This is a genomic window from Corynebacterium intestinale (assembly GCF_023574125.1).
Taxonomy (GTDB): Bacteria; Actinomycetota; Actinomycetes; order Mycobacteriales; family Mycobacteriaceae; genus Corynebacterium; species Corynebacterium hesseae.
This window is the reverse complement of sequence record NZ_JAMKFF010000003.1, coordinates 73,357-89,933: the sequence shown is the minus strand read 5'-3', so window position 1 is coordinate 89,933 and position 16,577 is coordinate 73,357. Positions and strand designations below refer to the sequence as shown.

Sequence of the window (16,577 nt, the reverse complement as noted above, 5' to 3'; positions counted from 1 at the left end):
AAGCATTAATGGTTCTTGATACCGTTAATGCTTATGACTCATCCTTATCGCGAGGACTTAGCGGCAGATCCACGCACCCAAGCTTTAGCGGTGCGCGATCTGCGCAAGTCTTTTGGTTCTCAGATTGCCGTCAACAGCCTCAACCTGGATGTACCGCGCGGATCCATCTACGGGATAGTGGGGCCGAATGGCGCGGGCAAAACCACGATGCTGACCATGGCGTGTGGCCTCCAGCGCCCTGATGCCGGCCACAGCTTCATCGCCGGCCACAACGTGTGGGAGGAGCCCATCCCCGCCAAACAGGCCATGGGGCTGCTCATGGATGGGGCGCCGGTCTTTGACCGTCTCACTGGCGCTGAATACCTTCACTACCTCGGCGCCCTTCACAAGTTGGAGCGCTCCGAGTCGCTGCGCCGTGCGCAGGAGCTTCTCGACGCCCTCTCCCTCTCCGAGGCCGCCGATAAACGCATCGCGGACTATTCCGCCGGCATGACCAAAAAGATTCTCCTGGCCGGGGCCGTCCTGCACAACCCGGAGGTGCTTATCCTTGACGAGCCTCTGGAAACCGTGGATCCGGTCTCCGGGCGCCTCATCCAGCAGATGCTGCGCGCCTATGCCTCCCGCGGCGGCACGGTTATTTTGTCCTCGCACGTCATGGAGCTCGTCGAGGGGCTGTGCGACCACGTCGCCATCATCAACGGCGGCCAAGTCATCACCGCGGGCCACGTCGACGATGTCCGTCAAGGCCAAAGCTTGAGCGACCTGTTTATCGCGGCCGTCGGCGGGCGGGACCTGGATGCCTCGAAGTTTGGGTGGCTGCGCTCGCCAGCGGCAGGTGAGGCTGAATGACATCCACTCTGTTCAGCCTTCATCGCACTCTGTGGTGGCGAAGCGTTTCTTCCAATCCGGCGACGCTCATGATGGGGCTCATGATGCTGATCTACGGAGCAATCGGCCTCTTTTCCATCGCAGCCATGGTGTATGCAGATATCACCACGCCCGGACACGGCTACCAAGCACTGACCGTCGGCGTGGCGGGCGGCATGCTCATTTACATACTCCTCGCTCTCTTTATGCCGGCGGGGGAGAATCAATTGAGCCCGACAACTCTGGGAGCCCTTCCTCTGACTCCCCGTGAGGTCCTTCCGGGCTTGTTCTTCTCCGGTCTGCTGACCACCCGCGCCATCATGTCGGTCGTCTTTTCCCTGGTGTATGCGATCATCGGCAGCATTTTCCTCATCCTGACAGGAACCGGGTGGGCTGCGGTGCCCTTCGTCGTGGGCATGGTGCTGTCGTGCGCGACGACCATCATCGTTGGCGAATGTCTTGGCCAAGTGGCTTCCGCTATCGCGGATTCCCAAAAGTCGCGCACCCAAATTGCGGCGATGGTGGTTATGGGCCTGCTGGTCTTTGGCATGCTGCAGGCACAGAGCGTCCTCGAGTCCTTGCCTCCGCTCGATTCGGTGGGCACCATCATGGCCTGGACCCCGTTGGGTGCCGGGGTGGGGTGGGCGCTCGCGCTTGCCGACGGCCACCTCATCACCGCCCTATCCCAACTACTGATCGCGGTGGGCAGCCTTGTCCTGCTGGTATGGGCATGGTCCCGTCAGATAGGCGGCCTCATGCGCAACCCCGGAACAGGCGGTGACGTAGCCAGCGAAGTGACGGGCAAGGGTGTGTCCAAGTTGGAGTTGGGCGCTTGGTCTTATTCCAGCCCGGCGGCGATGGAATACTCTCGCGCACTGCGTTATCTCACCCGCGATAAGCGGCAAACCGGCATGCTCTACACGATGCCTTTGTTTGGCGTGCTGACCCTATATCAGTTGTGGAAGGGCGATGATTTCACCGCATATTTCATGCTGTGCTTCAGCGCGATCGTGCTCTCTTCGCTCTTGGCTAATGATTATGGCTTCGATGGGCCGTCGAATTGGGTCCACATGGTGGCGCCGGTTGCTCCGCGTACCATCCTTCATGCGCGCCACCTCGCACACGTCACTATTCCCTTGATCGGGTTTGTGCTGCTTGCTGTAGTGGTTCTTGTCTTTAGCGACAACTTCACCTTGGGCATGTTGTGCACAGCTGTGGCTCTAGGCGTGTTCATTTCCACGGCGGCGGTGGGCTTGGGACTGACCGTGCTCAACCCTTATCCCTTGTCAGCCCCGGGACAGAACCGGTGGAATGACAAATCCGGCTATTCCGCTGGCGCTTTCTTCACGGCGTTCGTCGGCATGATGCTGGTGTGGGTGCCCGCGCTTCCCGGCATCGTGGTTTCTGCCCTCAGCTATGAGCGCGGCGGCTGGCTGCTGTATGCCGCTGTGATAGTTTCTCTGCTGGTTCCGTCACTTGTCTACGCCGCTGTCTGGCGCTTCGCCGGAAAGAGGGCGCAGGAGCGAACCCCGGAGATTTACGCCACGGTAAACCGTTACGTGAGCTAGGGGTTGAGCAGATAGTACAAAAGCTCCCTTCCATGTGCAGTTCATTCATGAACTGCGGGAAGGGAGCTGTGTTTAAAGCGAAGAGGCTTTAGTTAGCCACCGGCTTGGCAGCGTGGCGGCCGTCGGACACGCCGCGGAGGTGAGCGACGCGGGAGGGCTCAATGTTGAGGGCACGTAGCTCGTCATCGGTCAGGGAAGCGTAGACGTTGCCAACGGTCTTCTGCTCGTATGCCCAGTCCGGCTCCTCGTGGCCCACCGGCTTGTTGCGGGCAGTCAAGGTGCGTACCTGGGAGAGCTTCGGCTGCAGAGCGTAAATGACCAAGCCGAGGGCGATGAGGACTGCCAAGGCGATAAGCCAGACCGTCTCTACGTGGCCCTTGTGGTTACCAAAGTTATAAGCAAGCAGGAACGCGACGGACGTCCAGCCGGCGATCTGTACGCCCGAGCGGCTGATGCGGGACCAACCGAAACCTGCGGACGGGACGTCATCGGTGGATACGCCGTCGAAAACCTGCGATGCCGGCTTGTGGGAAGACACTTGCTCTCCTTTGCGTGTACATGCGGCCCGCCCTGGTTAGAACTAGTTGCGTGAGGCGAGCGCACGAAAATGCCAGTTATTCTGTGTAGTAGTTTAAATGATCCTGCCGGCAACCGCGATTAAACACCCCCGCTTATCGCTATCGGAGCGCACAGGACTCCGACTAGGGTTGACCGGCTAGGGTTGAGAGGGTGAGTACCCAACGCATTCTTATTCTCGGCTCTACTGGCTCGATCGGCACCCAGGCTCTGGACGTTATCGCGGATAACCCGGATAAGTTCACAGTCGTAGGCATTGCCGCCGGCGGCTCCAACCCGCAGCTCATTATCGAGCAGGCTCGTGCCCTCAACCTTTCGTTTGACCACGTGGCCGTCGCCAAGCCCGATGCGGCACGGACCGTCTCCGAGGCCCTCGGCGGCACCGTGCTCTCCGGCCCAGATTCCGCAGAGCAGCTGGCCCGGGCCATCGATGCGGATAAGGTCCTCAACGCGCTCGTCGGTTCAATGGGCCTAGCCTCCACGGTTGCGACTTTGGAAAAAGGCGAGCTTCTAGCGCTAGCGAATAAGGAATCCCTCGTCGCCGGTGGCTCCATCGTGACCCGCCTGGCGGGGGAGGGCCAGATTATTCCGGTGGATTCCGAGCATTCTGCTATGGCGCAATGCTTGCGCGCGGGCAGTGATGCGGAGCTTGATCACCTCGTCCTCACCGCCTCCGGTGGTCCCTTCCGAGGCTGGACCCGCGAGGAGATGTGGGATGTCACCCCGCAGCAGGCTGCCCAGCACCCAACGTGGTCGATGGGGCAGATGAACACCCTGAATTCCGCCACGCTGGTCAACAAGGGCCTGGAGCTCATTGAGGCCACGCTGCTTTTCGACGTCTCCCCAGAGCGCATCGAGGTCACCGTCCACCCCCAGTCCATCGTTCACTCGATGGCAACGTTCACTGACGGCTGCACCATCGCGCAGTGCTCGCCACCGTCGATGAAGCTGCCGATCTCCCTCGCATTGGATTGGCCGCGCCGCGTACCGGGTGCCCAGCCGGCATTGGATTTTTCCACCGCGCATGACTGGCATTTCGAGCCGCTGGATGATGAGGCCTTCCCGGCCGTTCGCCTGGCGCGCGAGGTTGCCGCCGCCGGAGGTACCCACGCTGCCGTGTACAACGCTGCCAACGAGGAGGCGGCCGCGGCCTTCTTGGCGGGGCGCATTCACTTCCCGGAAATTGTTGACGTTGTCAGCCACGTCGTGGATCAGGCCGCGCAGTTCGCTGGTGTACCCTCTAGCGTCGATGATGTCCTCGCCGTGGAAGGCGAGGCCCGCCGTCGCGCCAACGCGATGGTGGATTCGCTCGCTCGTTAGAAAGCCCTACGATCTATGGCAAATGTCCTCGGCATAGTTCTCTTCGCCTTGGGGATCGGCATCACCGTTGCCCTGCACGAGGCCGGTCACATGTTTAGCGCTCGTGCCTTCGGCATGCGTGTGCGCCGCTATTTCATCGGCTTCGGTCCGCGCGTTGCGTCCTTTACGCGTGGACACACCGAGTATGGCCTCGCTGCCTTCCCGGTGGGTGGTTTCTGCGATATCGCAGGCATGACGGCGCAGGATGAGTTCCTCACGGAAGAGGAAAAGCCCTATGCCATGTACACCAAACCGGCGTGGCAGCGCATCATCGTGCTGGCCGGCGGCATCACCGTCAACCTGCTTTTAGGATTTATTATCCTGCTGATCATCGCCATGACGACGGGCTTGCCCAACCCAGACGCGGATGTGCGCCCGCGCGTTGGCGAGGTGTCCTGCGCGGCGAATCAGAAGGCCGATGGCGAACTCGAACCGTGCCAGGGTGTAGGCCCTGCTGGTGAGGCGGGCGTGGAACCTGGGGACATCATTCTCGCGCTGAACGGCGAGACCATGGACTCCTTTGCGCAGCTTCGCGATACCGTCATGAGCTACCCCGGTGACACTGTCACCCTCAAAGTCGAACGCGATGGCGAGCCGCGTGACTTCGACATCACACTTGCTACAGTGACTCGGCTCAATGCCGAGGGGCAATTGGTGAAGGTCGGTGCCATCGGTATGAGCAACCAGATTATCGATATCAGGGAGACCTACTCCTTCGTCGACGCCTTCCCGGCGACCGCCCGCTACTCGGGCTATGCGCTCAACGCCACGGTCCAAGGAATCGCGCAATTCCCAGCCAAGATCCCGGGCGTGGTGGCCTCCATCTTTGGGCAGGAGCGCGATGCTAACGGACCAATGTCTGTGGTGGGAGCCTCCCGGGTGGGCGGCGAGTTGGTCGAGCGGAGCCTGTGGTCATCCTTCTTCATGATGCTGGCCACCCTCAACTTCTTCCTCGCGCTGTTTAACCTCATCCCACTCCCGCCGTTCGATGGCGGCCATATCGCCGTCATTATTTATGAGAAAATCCGCGACGCCCTGCGCCGCCTCATGGGCAAGGACCCGAAGGGGCCCGCGGATTACACCAAGCTCATGCCGGTGACCTATGTGCTGGCTTTCCTCCTCATGGCGGTGGGTGCTCTCATCATGATTGCGGACGTGGTTAACCCAATTCGGCTGTTTGGCTAGTGATCCACCTGCGGTGCGCGGTGCTAGAGTAGGGGCGTTAAAACCCAATTAGCAAGGAGCACACATGTCGACCCCTATTGGTCTTGGAATCCCCGACGGCCCGCCTCCCACCCTGGCGCCGCGCCGCAAGACGCGTCAGCTCATGGTTGGCCAGGTGGGCGTGGGCTCTGAACACCCGATTTCAGTGCAGTCGATGACCACGACGAAGACGCACGACGTCAACGCCACCCTTCAGCAGATTGCACAGCTGACCGCGAGCGGCTGCGACATCGTTCGCGTTGCCTGCCCGAAGACGGTTGATGCGGAGGCTTTGCCGGCGATTGCGCAGAAGTCCCCGATCCCGGTGATCGCAGATATCCACTTCCAACCCAAGTACATCTTTGCCGCCATCGATGCCGGCTGCGCTGCGGTGCGCGTCAACCCGGGCAACATCAAGGAATTTGATGGCCGCGTTAAAGAGGTGGCGAAGGCCGCCGGCGATGCCGGTATCCCGATTCGCATCGGCGTCAACGCGGGCTCCCTGGATAAGCGCATCATGGAGAAGTACGGCAAGGCCACCCCGGAGGCTCTCGTCGAGTCTGCGTTGTGGGAGGCCGGCCTCTTCGAGGAGCACGGCTACGGCGATATCGCCATTTCCGTCAAGCACAACGACCCCGTCGTCATGGTGGAGGCCTACCGCCAGCTCGCCGCTCAGTGCGACTACCCGCTGCACCTCGGCGTCACCGAGGCCGGCCCGGCATTCCAGGGCACCATCAAGTCTTCCGTGGCTTTCGGCGCCCTGCTCGCCGAGGGCATCGGTGACACCATCCGCGTGTCCTTGTCGGCGGATCCGGTCGAGGAGATCAAGGTCGGTGACCAGATCCTGCAGTCCCTCAACCTGCGCCCGCGCAAGCTCGAGATTGTTTCCTGCCCGTCCTGTGGTCGCGCACAGGTGGACGTCTACAAGCTGGCTAACGAGGTCACCGAAGGCCTCGACGGCATGGAGTTCCCGCTGCGCGTGGCCGTCATGGGCTGCGTGGTGAACGGTCCGGGCGAGGCCCGCGACGCCGATCTTGGCGTGGCCTCCGGTAACGGCAAGGGCCAGATCTTTGTCAAGGGTGAGGTCATCAAGACCGTTCCCGAATCCAAGATCGTGGAAACGCTCATCGAAGAGGCAATGCGCCTGGCAGAAGAGCAGGGCCTGGAAGCCGTGGAGGGCGCCAAGGCTGAGGTCCGCGTTACCAAGTAACCCACCCCGCGGTGTGGGGCGGCCGTCTAGCCGCCCCAGGCTGCTACGCTGCCCAAGCATGAAGAGGTTCGTGGCGCTGCTCGGTGCGGCAGGTATTGCGGCGTCGTCATTGGTGGGATGCACCCCCAAGCCGGTGTCCGCACGTCCAGTCGCTGAGCAATTCCTGGAAGACATGGAAACCCGCAATAACAAGGACTTGGCGCAGCTTGTCGATGATGGCACGACAGCCACGAACACCCTCGACGCAACCTTCGCGGGCCTGCAAGCAGAGGGGCTCGACGTTGAATTGACCGACGTTGAGCAGGAGGAAGCCAAGGCGACTGCGCACTATTCGGTGACGTGGACCCTGCCGCGCAACCGTTCCCTGCGCTATGACACGTCCATGGCCTTGACCCGCAAGGAGAAAGACTGGACGGTGCGCTGGCAGCCCAGCATTATCCACCCTGATCTCGGTGCGCACCAACACCTCGAATTGCGCTCAATAGCGCCGAAACGCGCCGGCGTGGTCTCCTCCGATGGAGTGGAACTCATGTCTCCGGGCTTGCAATACCGCCTCGTTGTCGATACCGACGCCGTAGACGACCCACGCCCCGTCGCCGCGAAAGTATCCGGCGCGCTGAGCCAAGCTCATCAAGAGGATGATTCCATCCCGGAGATTGACTCTGGTGAGCTAGCCAAGAATCTCGAGGAGGTCGATGGTTCCTACTCAGTCACCATGCTCAACGAGACTCAGGCAGCGCGGCTGCGCCCGGTTCTGGAGAACCAGAAAGGGATCCGCTTCAACGAGGAACCCGCGCTTATCACGCGCGATACTGGCTTGGCCCCGGACATCCTCGCCCGGGTGCGGTCGATGGTCTCCGAGGAGGTCGACGGAACAAATGGATGGTCCGTTTCTGTTGTCAACGAACACGGAGCCGCGCTTTCCGACGTCGAGCACCACGAACCCGAGGCAGCTCCGTCCATCAAGGTATCACTGGACTATGACGTCCAGCGTGCCGCGCAAGAAGCCGTCAATCAGCACGCTGAATACGAGGCCATGCTCGTGGCCATGCGTCCTTCGACCGGCGAGATTCTAGCCGTGGCCCAAACCCCGGAGGCAGATAAGAAGGGCGATATCGCCCTCCAAGGTCAGTTCCCACCGGGCTCGGTGTTTAAGATCATTACGGCCTCGGCGGGCGTCGACAAGCAGGGCCTTTCCCCAGACTCCATCGTGCCGTGCCCCGGAACCATGGACCTGTACGGGCGCACCGTCACCAACTACAACGGCTTCTCCCTGGGTTCGGTGCCGCTGCGCCAAGCCTTTGCGCAATCCTGTAACACCACTTTTGCGCAGATCTCTACGGATCTGCCGAAGGGTGAACTACGCGATGTGGGCAAGCAATACGGGCTGGGTATCGATTATGAGGTGCCGGGCTTGTCGACGCTCACCGGTTCCATCCCCGAGGGCGAGACGCCCCTCGAGCGCACGGAATCCGGTTATGGACAGGGCCTCGACCTTGTCTCTCCCTTCGGCATGGCGCTTGTCTCTTCGACGGTTGCGGCGGGCAGGACCCCGACGCCGACGCTTATTGAGTCACGCGAGACCAAGGTGTCCGAAAAGGTCCCCGCGCCCAGCGAGGAAACATTGACTCAGGTGCGGGACATGATGCGCCAGGTGGTGGCAAGCGGTACGGCATCAGGGATGCAGGCGCAGGGCACCGTCTACGGCAAGACCGGTGAGGCGGAGATCAACGGCGGCTCGCACGCCTGGTTCACCGGCTACCGCGATGACGATATCGCTTTCGCAACTCTGGTTGTTCTGGGCGGTGGATCGACGATTTCCGTCAACATCACGGACAATTTCCTGCAGCGCCTCGACGCCCTCCGCGCGGAAGGCCACGGCGAGGTTGCACCCGCACAAGAGCAGTAGCGTGCGCTCATTAGCGCGCCAGTGATGTCCTTTGTCGGGCGCTGGGGAAGAGGGCTACCATGAGTAGTTATGACTAAGCGCGCGATGCTGAAGCAAGAAAAAGATACTCCAATCCGCAAGGTACCGAAGGACATTGAGCGCCCGGAGTACGTGTGGAAGGACACGGTCCAGGAAGCCCAGGGCGAGCCATTCGTGCAGACACCAGAGGTTATTGAGGCCATGCGTGAGGCCTCCCGGATTGCCGCGAATGCCCTCCAGGAGGCAGGAAAAGCAGTGGCGCCTGGCGTGACCACGGATGAGATTGACCGCGTGGCGCACGAGTACATGTGTGATCACGGTGCGTACCCGTCGACTTTGGGCTACCTGGGTTTCCCGAAATCCTGCTGCGTCTCCCTCAACGAGATTGTCTGCCACGGCATTCCGGACACGACGGTGATTGAGGATGGTGACATCGTCAATATCGACGTCACTGCGTTCAAGAATGGTGTCCACGGCGATACGAACGCTACGTTCCTCGCTGGCAACGTCACCGAAGAACACAAGCTGTTGGTCGAGCGCACCAAGGAAGCGATGATGCGCGGCATTAAGGCCGCAAAACCGGGCCGTGAGATTAACGTTATCGGACGCGTCATTGAGTCCTACGCTCACCGCTTTGGCTACAACGTGGTCACTGACTTTACCGGTCACGGCGTGGGCCCCACCTTCCACAACGGGCTGGTCGTGCTGCACTACGATTCCATGACCTACCGCGACATCCTCGAGCCCGGAATGACCTTGACCATCGAGCCGATGATCAACCTGGGCTCCCTGGATTATGAGATCTGGGATAACGGCTGGACCGTCCAGAACACCGATGGCAAGTTCACCGCCCAGTTCGAGCACACCATCGTCATCACCGATGACGGCAACGAGATCCTCACCCTGCCGGATGAGGCCTAGCGTTTAAACGTCGAGCGTTTAAACATAGCCGAAACGAAACAAGCCCTCCACCTTCCCCGTGCAATACACGGTGGGGTGGAGGGCTTTGTGCTGCCAGTAAAGAGCGCTAACTAGAAGGAAACGTTCTTCAAAGCCTGGCCAACGTAGTCCGGAATCATGCCGGAGTACACGGCGTAGTTGTAGCCGGCAACTGCGGTGGAAACAGCGGCAGCGGCGACCATAGCGATGGTGCCACCACGCCAGAGATCCAGCCACTGCGGAACCTGGGACGGGTTCTTGGTGGAGCCGAAGGCGTCAGCACCATTACCGGTGATGTTGCCGTCGGTTACGCCGCCCAGCTTGGAGGAAAGGGAGCCGCCGCCCTCAGAAGAGAGTGCGGAAGACATCTCGGAAGAGGTAGCATCCTTCTGGAGCTCCTCCTGAACCTGCTGGTCGGTCAGGCCGGAGCCCTCAACGGCCTCAGCGGCGGAAGCAACGGTGGTGCCAGCGAAGGCGACGGTGACGGCGGTTGCAGCTGCAACGGCGGCGGTGCGGAATTTACGCATCTTGAGTAAAGCCTTTCAGAAAGTGGGTTAGAAGGGGAAGGGGAGAACTACATGCCGTACTTGAGGTAGTTCAGAGCCGGGCCAACCAGACCACCAGCGATGGTGATGATGGTGGCGACGATACCGATGCCGGCGAGGGCCTGTGCCCACTTCGGCTCACCGGAGATAGAAGACTTCTGGCCGAAGATGTTCTGGGCGTTGGCTTCCTTGTCGGCGTCGAGTGCCTTGCCCAGCTCGGAGGAGCCGCCTGCCTTCTGGTTGCCCTGCTGCTCGCCAGCGGTGGCGGAAGAGTTGGTTGCGGAGTCGTTGCTGCTGCCCTCTGCAGCGGAAGCAACGGTGGCGCCGCCGAATGCAACAGCGAGAGCGGTAGCACCGGCAATGGTGGCCTTGCGAATGCGCATAGTGTGAATCCTTTTAAACATCGTAGGAACTGCAGTAACTATAGGATGCCCCAAGTCACTTGAGCGATTCTAGCGTAAACATTGGAGGGATTCACGGAATTCCTATCATTAATATGCCCGCATATCCCGCTTAAAGCGTCCCAGCTACTCAGCATTGGGCCCAAGCATGCAAAAGCGCCCATCCTCACGACAAGAGGATGGGCGCTAGAAAAGTGCGCTGAACTAAGTCAGCGTACCCGCAACTTAATTAGCGGCGGAAAATCGGATCCAGCACGTGCTGCGGGATGATGTTGTTGTACACAGCGTAGTTGTAGGCACCGATGATAGCGCCGATGACGGAGGAGACGCCCAGGGCGATAGCACCCTTCTTCCACTTGGAAGCCCACTCCGGCATGTTCGGGTCGGTCTCGGTGCCCCACATATCCTCGCCGGTGACCTTGTTCTCAGGTTTAACGACAGGCTTGCCGTCCTCGCCCTCTTCCCATGCGCCCCACTTCTTACCCAGCTGGGTAAAGGAGCTGGAGGAGCCCTCGTTGGAGGAGCCCTCGTTGGTGTTCTCGGTCGAGGAGGTGGTGCCCTCGTTGGTGTTCGCGGTCTCTGCGGAGGCAACGACGGTGCCGCCGAAAGCTACGGTGACAGCGGTAGCAGCTGCAACGGCTGCAGTGCGGAAGTTACGCATTGTGAAAATTACCTTTCGGAAGTTTTGGTGAAGCCGTGTGGCTGTTGCTTAGAAGGACGGGCCGTGTACGAGGAAGTTGTGTACGGGGCCGATGATGGTGCCGAGCAGAGTGCCGAGGCCAGCAACAACGGTTAGACCGTAGAGGATCTTTGCCCACTCCGGCTGGCCGGAGAAGTCCTTGGAGGAACCGAAGATGGCAGTGCCGTCGGCTGCCTGGTCGCCCTCAACCTTGCTGCCAATCTTGGAGGACAGGGAAGGCGTGTAATCCTCAGGGGTGGTGTCGGCTTTGCCGCCCGGAGCGGTATTAGACTGGCTCTGATTAGACTGGCTCTGATTAGACTGGCTCTGGTCCTCAACGGTGACGGTGTTATCGCCCTGCTCAGTGGTCTCAGCGAAAGCGACGGTGGAGCCGCCGAAGGCAACAGCGAGAGCAGTAGCGCCGGCGAGGGCTGCATTGCGGATACGCATATCAAAAGTCCTTAGTGTCGTACGTGCAAGGCCTCTGGTTGGGAGGTCTTGATTTACAGGGATAGGGATTAGTTTGGTATCCCCAAAACACACTGAGCCGGTAGAGAGTATCGGCTCGTTCCGGTGTCCGTAATTAACCTAGCCAACGGTCAGGCAAAATGCACGTCAGTTTGAGCGTTCTTTTATCGCCTGCCTGTTATTACCCCCGGAATGGGTGAGTTTCGTAAAGGTTTCTGGTAGATGTTGCTGGCGTTAAAACGTGCTTGTAGTGGTGTTCAGCGGGAATGGTGAAACTAGTTCAACGCCAATGTGAAAAACGTCACTCATTTCGATGTAACTTTCACTCCAGCCACTCTAGTCCCAAAACTGCGTTTTCCACTACTTCTGGCAGTGCCGGATGGATCCAATATTGAGAGCGGGCGAAATTGCGCATGTCGAGGTCGTAGCTCATCGCGGTGATCAGTTGCTGTATAAGGGTGGAGGCCTGTGGGCCCATGATGTGGGCGCCGAGGAGCTTGCCGGTCGCCCGGTCGGCCACGAGCTTGCAGATGCCCGTTGAGTCTTCCATGGCCCAGCCATAGGCAACGTCGCCAAAGTTTTGCACCTTTACTGTGACGTCGTAGCCCTCCTCGCGGGCTTGCGTCTCAGTGAGGCCGACCGTCGCAATCTGTGGGTGCGTAAAGACGGCGGCGGGAACGTGTTCGTGGGGCATGGGCTGGAGATCATCCGGGTGCAGCAGATTATGCTGCACTGCTCGTTGCTCCGCATTGGCCACATGCTTGAGCATGTATGGAGATGAAACATCCCCGAGCGCCCACACACCCTTGCAGGTTGTGCGGCCAAACTCGTCGACCTTGATTCGACCGTCCTCATGCATTTCAATGCCGCTGGCAGAAAGATCCATCTGGTTGCCGTTGGGCTGGCGGCCGGTGGCAACGAGGATGGCATCTGCCTCCACGACGTCCCCGCTGTCCAAGGTAAGGCGTACGCCGTCTTCGGTTTCATCGAGCGCAGTGGCGGTGCCGATGCGGACGTCGAAGCGCTTTCGTGCGAGGTCGTTGAAGCGGGAGCTTAGGTCCTCATCGAGGAAACGGAGGAATTTCTCCGAGCGGTTGACCACGGTGACGTCGGTCCCCAGGCCGTCGAAGACGTGAGCAAACTCCATGGCGATGTAACCGCCACCTACCACTATGAGGCTGCGCGGCTGCTTCTCAAGCCGCATGATGTCTTCATTGGTGTGAACCGGGGCAGTGGTGCTGGCATATGGCTCGGGTAGCACGGGGCGTGAACCGGTAGCGATGACAATATTGTCACCGGTGATGATGTCCTCACCCGCCTGCAGGGTCTTCGGTCCGATGAACCGTGCGTGCTGATCAAAGACTGTAATATTGGGCGTTTCCTCGCCACGGCGGTACTCTTCGCCGCCCTGGGCAATCTGATCAATTCGGTTGTGGAACACGCGCTTGACGATGCCCTCCCAATCCACAGCATCCACGTGGGCGCTGAGCCCAAGGCGCGTGGCCTCGCGCGCGGCGAGCGCAACGTCGGCGGCGTAGACGTACATCTTCGTGGGGATGCAGCCTACGTTGAGGCACGTGCCGCCGAAGGTTCCCTTCTCAATGATGGCGATGGATTTATCGTCAAACTCGGGAGAGGGGATTGAATTTCCCGAACCTGTGCCGATGATGACGAGGTCAAAGTGCTGTGCGGAAGTCATGCCGATCATTCTAAAGGTTGACTAGCCGCAAACCGTGCAGGCTTTTAGGAGCGCGAGGCGCGGGAGGTTAATCCGTCTCAAGTGGTGCTACTGTGCTCAACCATTCCGCCGTGGCGGAGAGAGCGTCTTGTAGCGGCTCGGGACGCGAGAGAAAGAGATCGTGGCGCCCATTGTTGACAACGTGAAGCGTGTAGCGAGCACTGAGTTCCTTGGCCCAGCGCTGGCTTTGCCGTACATCAACGACAGTATCGGCGGTATTGGAGGACTCGCTGTATGGCCGGTTGAGCTCGGAGCGTCCAGAGGTCATAGTGAGCAGCGGGAGCCCAATGTTGATGCGGCCGGAGTGGATTGCGTCGAAGCCGCGGAAGACTGCTGCAACCCAACCCAGGAACTTGGGGTGTCCGCCCAGCGGCTTCAGGCGAAGATCGAAGTCCCAGTCGCCCTGTTCCCCGGAATGGACCGACTCCCCATAGGTTGTGAGGTCACCGGCGGGTATTTCGAGTCGTGGGGCGATGGCAGCGCCGGCATAGATAACGTGCTTGAGCGTCTCGTAGGTTCCATTCGGTATTCCCATCATGGCTAGCCAGGGGCTGTTGAACACGACACCAGCGATGCGGGCGAAACGCTCGCGATCATGGCGGCGAAGGCGATCGAGCCAGAGCGCGGTGATGGTGCCGGCGGTGGAGTGGCCCATGATGATGACACGCTGGTTGGGGATGGCATCGAGAGCTGCATTGAGATCAGCGTCGTAGTACTGCAAGTCGCTGATGTAGTGCCAGGTCTGACCATCCCGTCGAGAGCGTCCGCACTTGCGCAGATCGAGGGCGTAGAAGGCATAGCCGAGCTCATAAAAATACCGTGCCACGTGGTCATGGAAGAAATAGTCCGTCATCCCGTGGACCCACAGTAAGGCGGGGCGATCATCATAGGCGTCGCCGCCGGGGCAGTAGCGCACGAGCGTCGCGCAAACATTGCCTTCGCCGTCAGGGTCGGTGCCGAGTTCGAGTGGAGCGGCCTGGAAGTCGGGGCCGAGGATGTCTTCTGACCATTCGAGTTCGTTATGCGTCATGGAATTCATGATAGGTTGCGCGGCCAGATGCGTCCGGCAGAGCGGAGCGCTGACGGGAAACACCCTGCACCACAAATGGGGTAACAAATTCGAATTCGGGCATTTATTTTTTCAGGAATGCCTATTTCGCAATAAGGGGCGTAAAGTGGAATTAATGCTTGACGGACCTTCCGCAGGGGTGGTCTGTATGCCAGCTTGGACCCTAGCATCGTCGAGCGCTTTCTCACCGCGCCCTGTGCACCCACATGTGCGGGGCATTTGACCACATCGAATACATCGACTTAAAGAGGTAATAAGTACAGTGTCCTCCGATAAGAAGACAGCCCAAGTAGTAGACGAGGTTGAGGTCGCACTCATTGGTGCAGGTATTATGAGCGCCACCCTCGGCGCCATGCTGCGTGAGCTCGAGCCCAGCTGGACCCAGATGGTCTTCGAGCGCTTGGACGGCCCTGCGCTTGAGTCCTCCTCCCCGTGGAATAACGCCGGTACCGGCCACTCCGCACTGTGCGAGCTGAACTACACCCCGGAGAAGAACGGCCGCATTGATGTTTCCAAGGCCATGAACATTAATGAGAAGTTCCAGGTTTCGCGCCAGTTCTGGTCCCACCAGCTCAACAACGGCATTCTGACGGACCCGAAGGCCTTCATCAACCCAGTTCCGCATGTGTCCTTTGCACAGGGTTCCATCCAGGTTGACTACCTGAAGCGCCGCTTCGATGCGCTGAAGGACAACCACATGTTCCCGAACATGCAGTTCAGCGATGATGACGCTACCTTCCAGGAAAAGCTTCCTCTGATGTCGCAGGGCCGTGACTTCAACGCCCAGAAGGTCGCTATTTCCTGGACCGAAGTTGGTACCGACGTCAACTTTGGTGCCCTGGCGAAGCAGTTCTTCACCGCGGCTAAGGCAGCGGGTACCGAGATCCGCTACGGCCACGAGGTCGTCGATATCAAGCGCGATGGTTCCAAGTGGCGCGTGGTGGCAAAGAATCTGCACACCGGTGACTACGAGGCAGTCCACGCCAAGTTCGTCTTCGTGGGTGCAGGCGGCTACGCGCTCGACCTGCTGCGCAAGGCTGGGGTCCGCGAGGTTTCTGGTTTCGCAGGTTTCCCGGTTTCCGGTCTGTGGCTGCGTTCTAAGAACCCGGATCTGATTAAGCAGCACCACGCCAAGGTTTATGGCAAGGCTGCTGTGGGCGCTCCGCCGATGTCCGTGCCGCACCTGGATACCCGCGTCATTGATGGCGAGCAAGGCCTGCTGTTTGGCCCGTACGGTGGCTGGTCCCCGAAGTTCCTCAAGAAGGGCTCCTACCTGGACCTGTTTAAGTCCATTCGTCCGGATAACATCACCTCTTACCTGGGCGTTGCGGCACAGGAGTTCGGCCTGACCAAGTACCTGGTTACTGAGGTCCTCAAGGACTTCGACAAGCGCGTCGAGACCCTGAAGGAGTACGTACCGAGCGCAGACCCGGCAGATTGGGAGACCGTCATCGCCGGCCAGCGCGTCCAGGTGATTAAGCCGGCGGGTGCACCGCAGTTCGGTTCCTTGGAGTTCGGTACCACCCTCATTAATAACCCTGAGGGCAACATCGCCGGCCTGCTCGGCGCTTCCCCGGGAGCGTCCATCACCCCGGCCATCATGGTGGAGTTGCTGGAGCGCTGCTTCGGTGAGCACATGATCCAGTGGGGCGATAAGATTCAGGAGATGATTCCTTCCTACGGCACCAAGCTCTCCAAGGACAAGAAGCTCTACAACGAGATGTGGGAGTACACGCAGAAGACCCTGCAGCTTGCGTCCAAGTAATTTCTCCTTTCGGCTCGTAGGTGCTTGCCTCGCAGGTAATTCTCAGTAACTGGCAGGGAGCGTCCAGTGCACCGGAACGCTCCACCAAGGAGAGCGCCCCATAATAATGGTGTGCGTTTGAGAGAGCGCATGCGAGAGAGATAGAGAGAACCCCAGCCGCGCGGGGCGGTCGGCCTGAGAAACCGACCGGGAGCGTGGTAGTGAAAGATAGAGACGCACCGCCGCCCCGAGACTCCGTTTCCTTTCCTACGGAGGCCTCGGGG

General features: G+C 60.1%; 15 protein-coding genes. 8 read left to right on the top strand and 7 right to left on the bottom strand.

The window, feature by feature from the left end:
• Nucleotides 1–27 precede the first annotated feature (27 nt).
• A complete protein-coding gene (locus M5J06_RS04985; RefSeq protein WP_250224123.1) occupies nucleotides 28–849 on the top strand; it encodes an ABC transporter ATP-binding protein in 822 nt (273 codons plus the stop codon).
• Entirely contained in the window at nucleotides 846–2,435 is a 1,590-nt protein-coding gene (locus tag M5J06_RS04980) for an ABC transporter permease (RefSeq protein ID WP_250224122.1), read from the top strand. Before M5J06_RS04985 ends, M5J06_RS04980 begins: the two co-directional genes overlap by 4 nt.
• Nucleotides 2,436–2,523: 88 nt before the next feature.
• On the opposite strand, the gene M5J06_RS04975 is transcribed toward M5J06_RS04980, so the two are convergent.
• Nucleotides 2,524–2,973, bottom strand: a complete 450-nt coding sequence (locus M5J06_RS04975) for a DUF2631 domain-containing protein (RefSeq protein WP_070533158.1) — start codon at nucleotides 2,971–2,973, stop codon at nucleotides 2,524–2,526.
• 191 nt (nucleotides 2,974–3,164) lie between these two features.
• On the opposite strand from M5J06_RS04975, the gene dxr reads away from it, so the two are divergent.
• From dxr to map, 5 genes are all read left to right on the top strand, one after another.
• Nucleotides 3,165–4,331, top strand: a complete 1,167-nt coding sequence (gene dxr / locus M5J06_RS04970) for a 1-deoxy-D-xylulose-5-phosphate reductoisomerase (protein WP_250224121.1) — start codon at nucleotides 3,165–3,167, stop codon at nucleotides 4,329–4,331.
• A 15-nt stretch (nucleotides 4,332–4,346) separates the two neighbouring features.
• Nucleotides 4,347–5,555 carry a M50 family metallopeptidase gene (locus tag M5J06_RS04965; RefSeq protein ID WP_250224120.1) on the top strand — a complete coding sequence of 403 codons (1,209 nt, stop codon included), beginning with the start codon at nucleotides 4,347–4,349 and terminating at the stop codon, nucleotides 5,553–5,555.
• Between the two features lie 64 nt (nucleotides 5,556–5,619).
• On the top strand, nucleotides 5,620–6,783 hold the full coding sequence (ispG, locus tag M5J06_RS04960) for a flavodoxin-dependent (E)-4-hydroxy-3-methylbut-2-enyl-diphosphate synthase (RefSeq protein WP_070565576.1): 1,164 nt from the start codon (nucleotides 5,620–5,622) through the stop codon (nucleotides 6,781–6,783).
• 58 nt (nucleotides 6,784–6,841) lie between these two features.
• Nucleotides 6,842–8,692, top strand: coding sequence for a penicillin-binding transpeptidase domain-containing protein (locus M5J06_RS04955; protein WP_250224119.1), 1,851 nt, complete (start codon nucleotides 6,842–6,844; stop codon nucleotides 8,690–8,692).
• A 69-nt stretch (nucleotides 8,693–8,761) separates the two neighbouring features.
• Nucleotides 8,762–9,631, top strand: a complete 870-nt coding sequence (map, locus tag M5J06_RS04950; RefSeq protein WP_070527034.1) for a type I methionyl aminopeptidase — start codon at nucleotides 8,762–8,764, stop codon at nucleotides 9,629–9,631.
• A 110-nt stretch (nucleotides 9,632–9,741) separates the two neighbouring features.
• On the opposite strand, the gene M5J06_RS04945 is transcribed toward map, so the two are convergent.
• From M5J06_RS04945 to M5J06_RS04920, 6 genes are all read right to left on the bottom strand, one after another.
• The gene (locus M5J06_RS04945; protein ID WP_239249776.1) at nucleotides 9,742–10,176 is read right to left on the bottom strand and encodes a hypothetical protein; all 435 of its coding nucleotides are present in this window, start codon (nucleotides 10,174–10,176) and stop codon (nucleotides 9,742–9,744) included.
• Nucleotides 10,177–10,223: 47 nt separating this feature from the next.
• Complete coding sequence (locus tag M5J06_RS04940) at nucleotides 10,224–10,577, bottom strand: hypothetical protein (protein WP_239249777.1); 354 nt, start codon at nucleotides 10,575–10,577, stop codon at nucleotides 10,224–10,226.
• A gap of 247 nt (nucleotides 10,578–10,824) precedes the next feature.
• Nucleotides 10,825–11,256, bottom strand: a complete 432-nt coding sequence (locus M5J06_RS04935; RefSeq protein ID WP_070596907.1) for a hypothetical protein — start codon at nucleotides 11,254–11,256, stop codon at nucleotides 10,825–10,827.
• A gap of 48 nt (nucleotides 11,257–11,304) precedes the next feature.
• Nucleotides 11,305–11,724 carry a hypothetical protein gene (locus M5J06_RS04930; protein WP_250224118.1) on the bottom strand — a complete coding sequence of 140 codons (420 nt, stop codon included), beginning with the start codon at nucleotides 11,722–11,724 and terminating at the stop codon, nucleotides 11,305–11,307.
• Nucleotides 11,725–12,064: 340 nt separating this feature from the next.
• Nucleotides 12,065–13,450 carry a mycothione reductase gene (gene mtr, locus M5J06_RS04925; protein ID WP_250224117.1) on the bottom strand — a complete coding sequence of 462 codons (1,386 nt, stop codon included), beginning with the start codon at nucleotides 13,448–13,450 and terminating at the stop codon, nucleotides 12,065–12,067.
• A gap of 58 nt (nucleotides 13,451–13,508) precedes the next feature.
• Nucleotides 13,509–14,510, bottom strand: coding sequence for an alpha/beta hydrolase (locus tag M5J06_RS04920; RefSeq protein WP_250224116.1), 1,002 nt, complete (start codon nucleotides 14,508–14,510; stop codon nucleotides 13,509–13,511).
• 301 nt (nucleotides 14,511–14,811) lie between these two features.
• Between M5J06_RS04920 and mqo the strand changes: the two genes are divergently transcribed.
• Entirely contained in the window at nucleotides 14,812–16,314 is a 1,503-nt protein-coding gene (gene mqo, locus M5J06_RS04915; protein WP_250224115.1) for a malate dehydrogenase (quinone), read from the top strand.
• Nucleotides 16,315–16,577 lie beyond the last annotated feature (263 nt).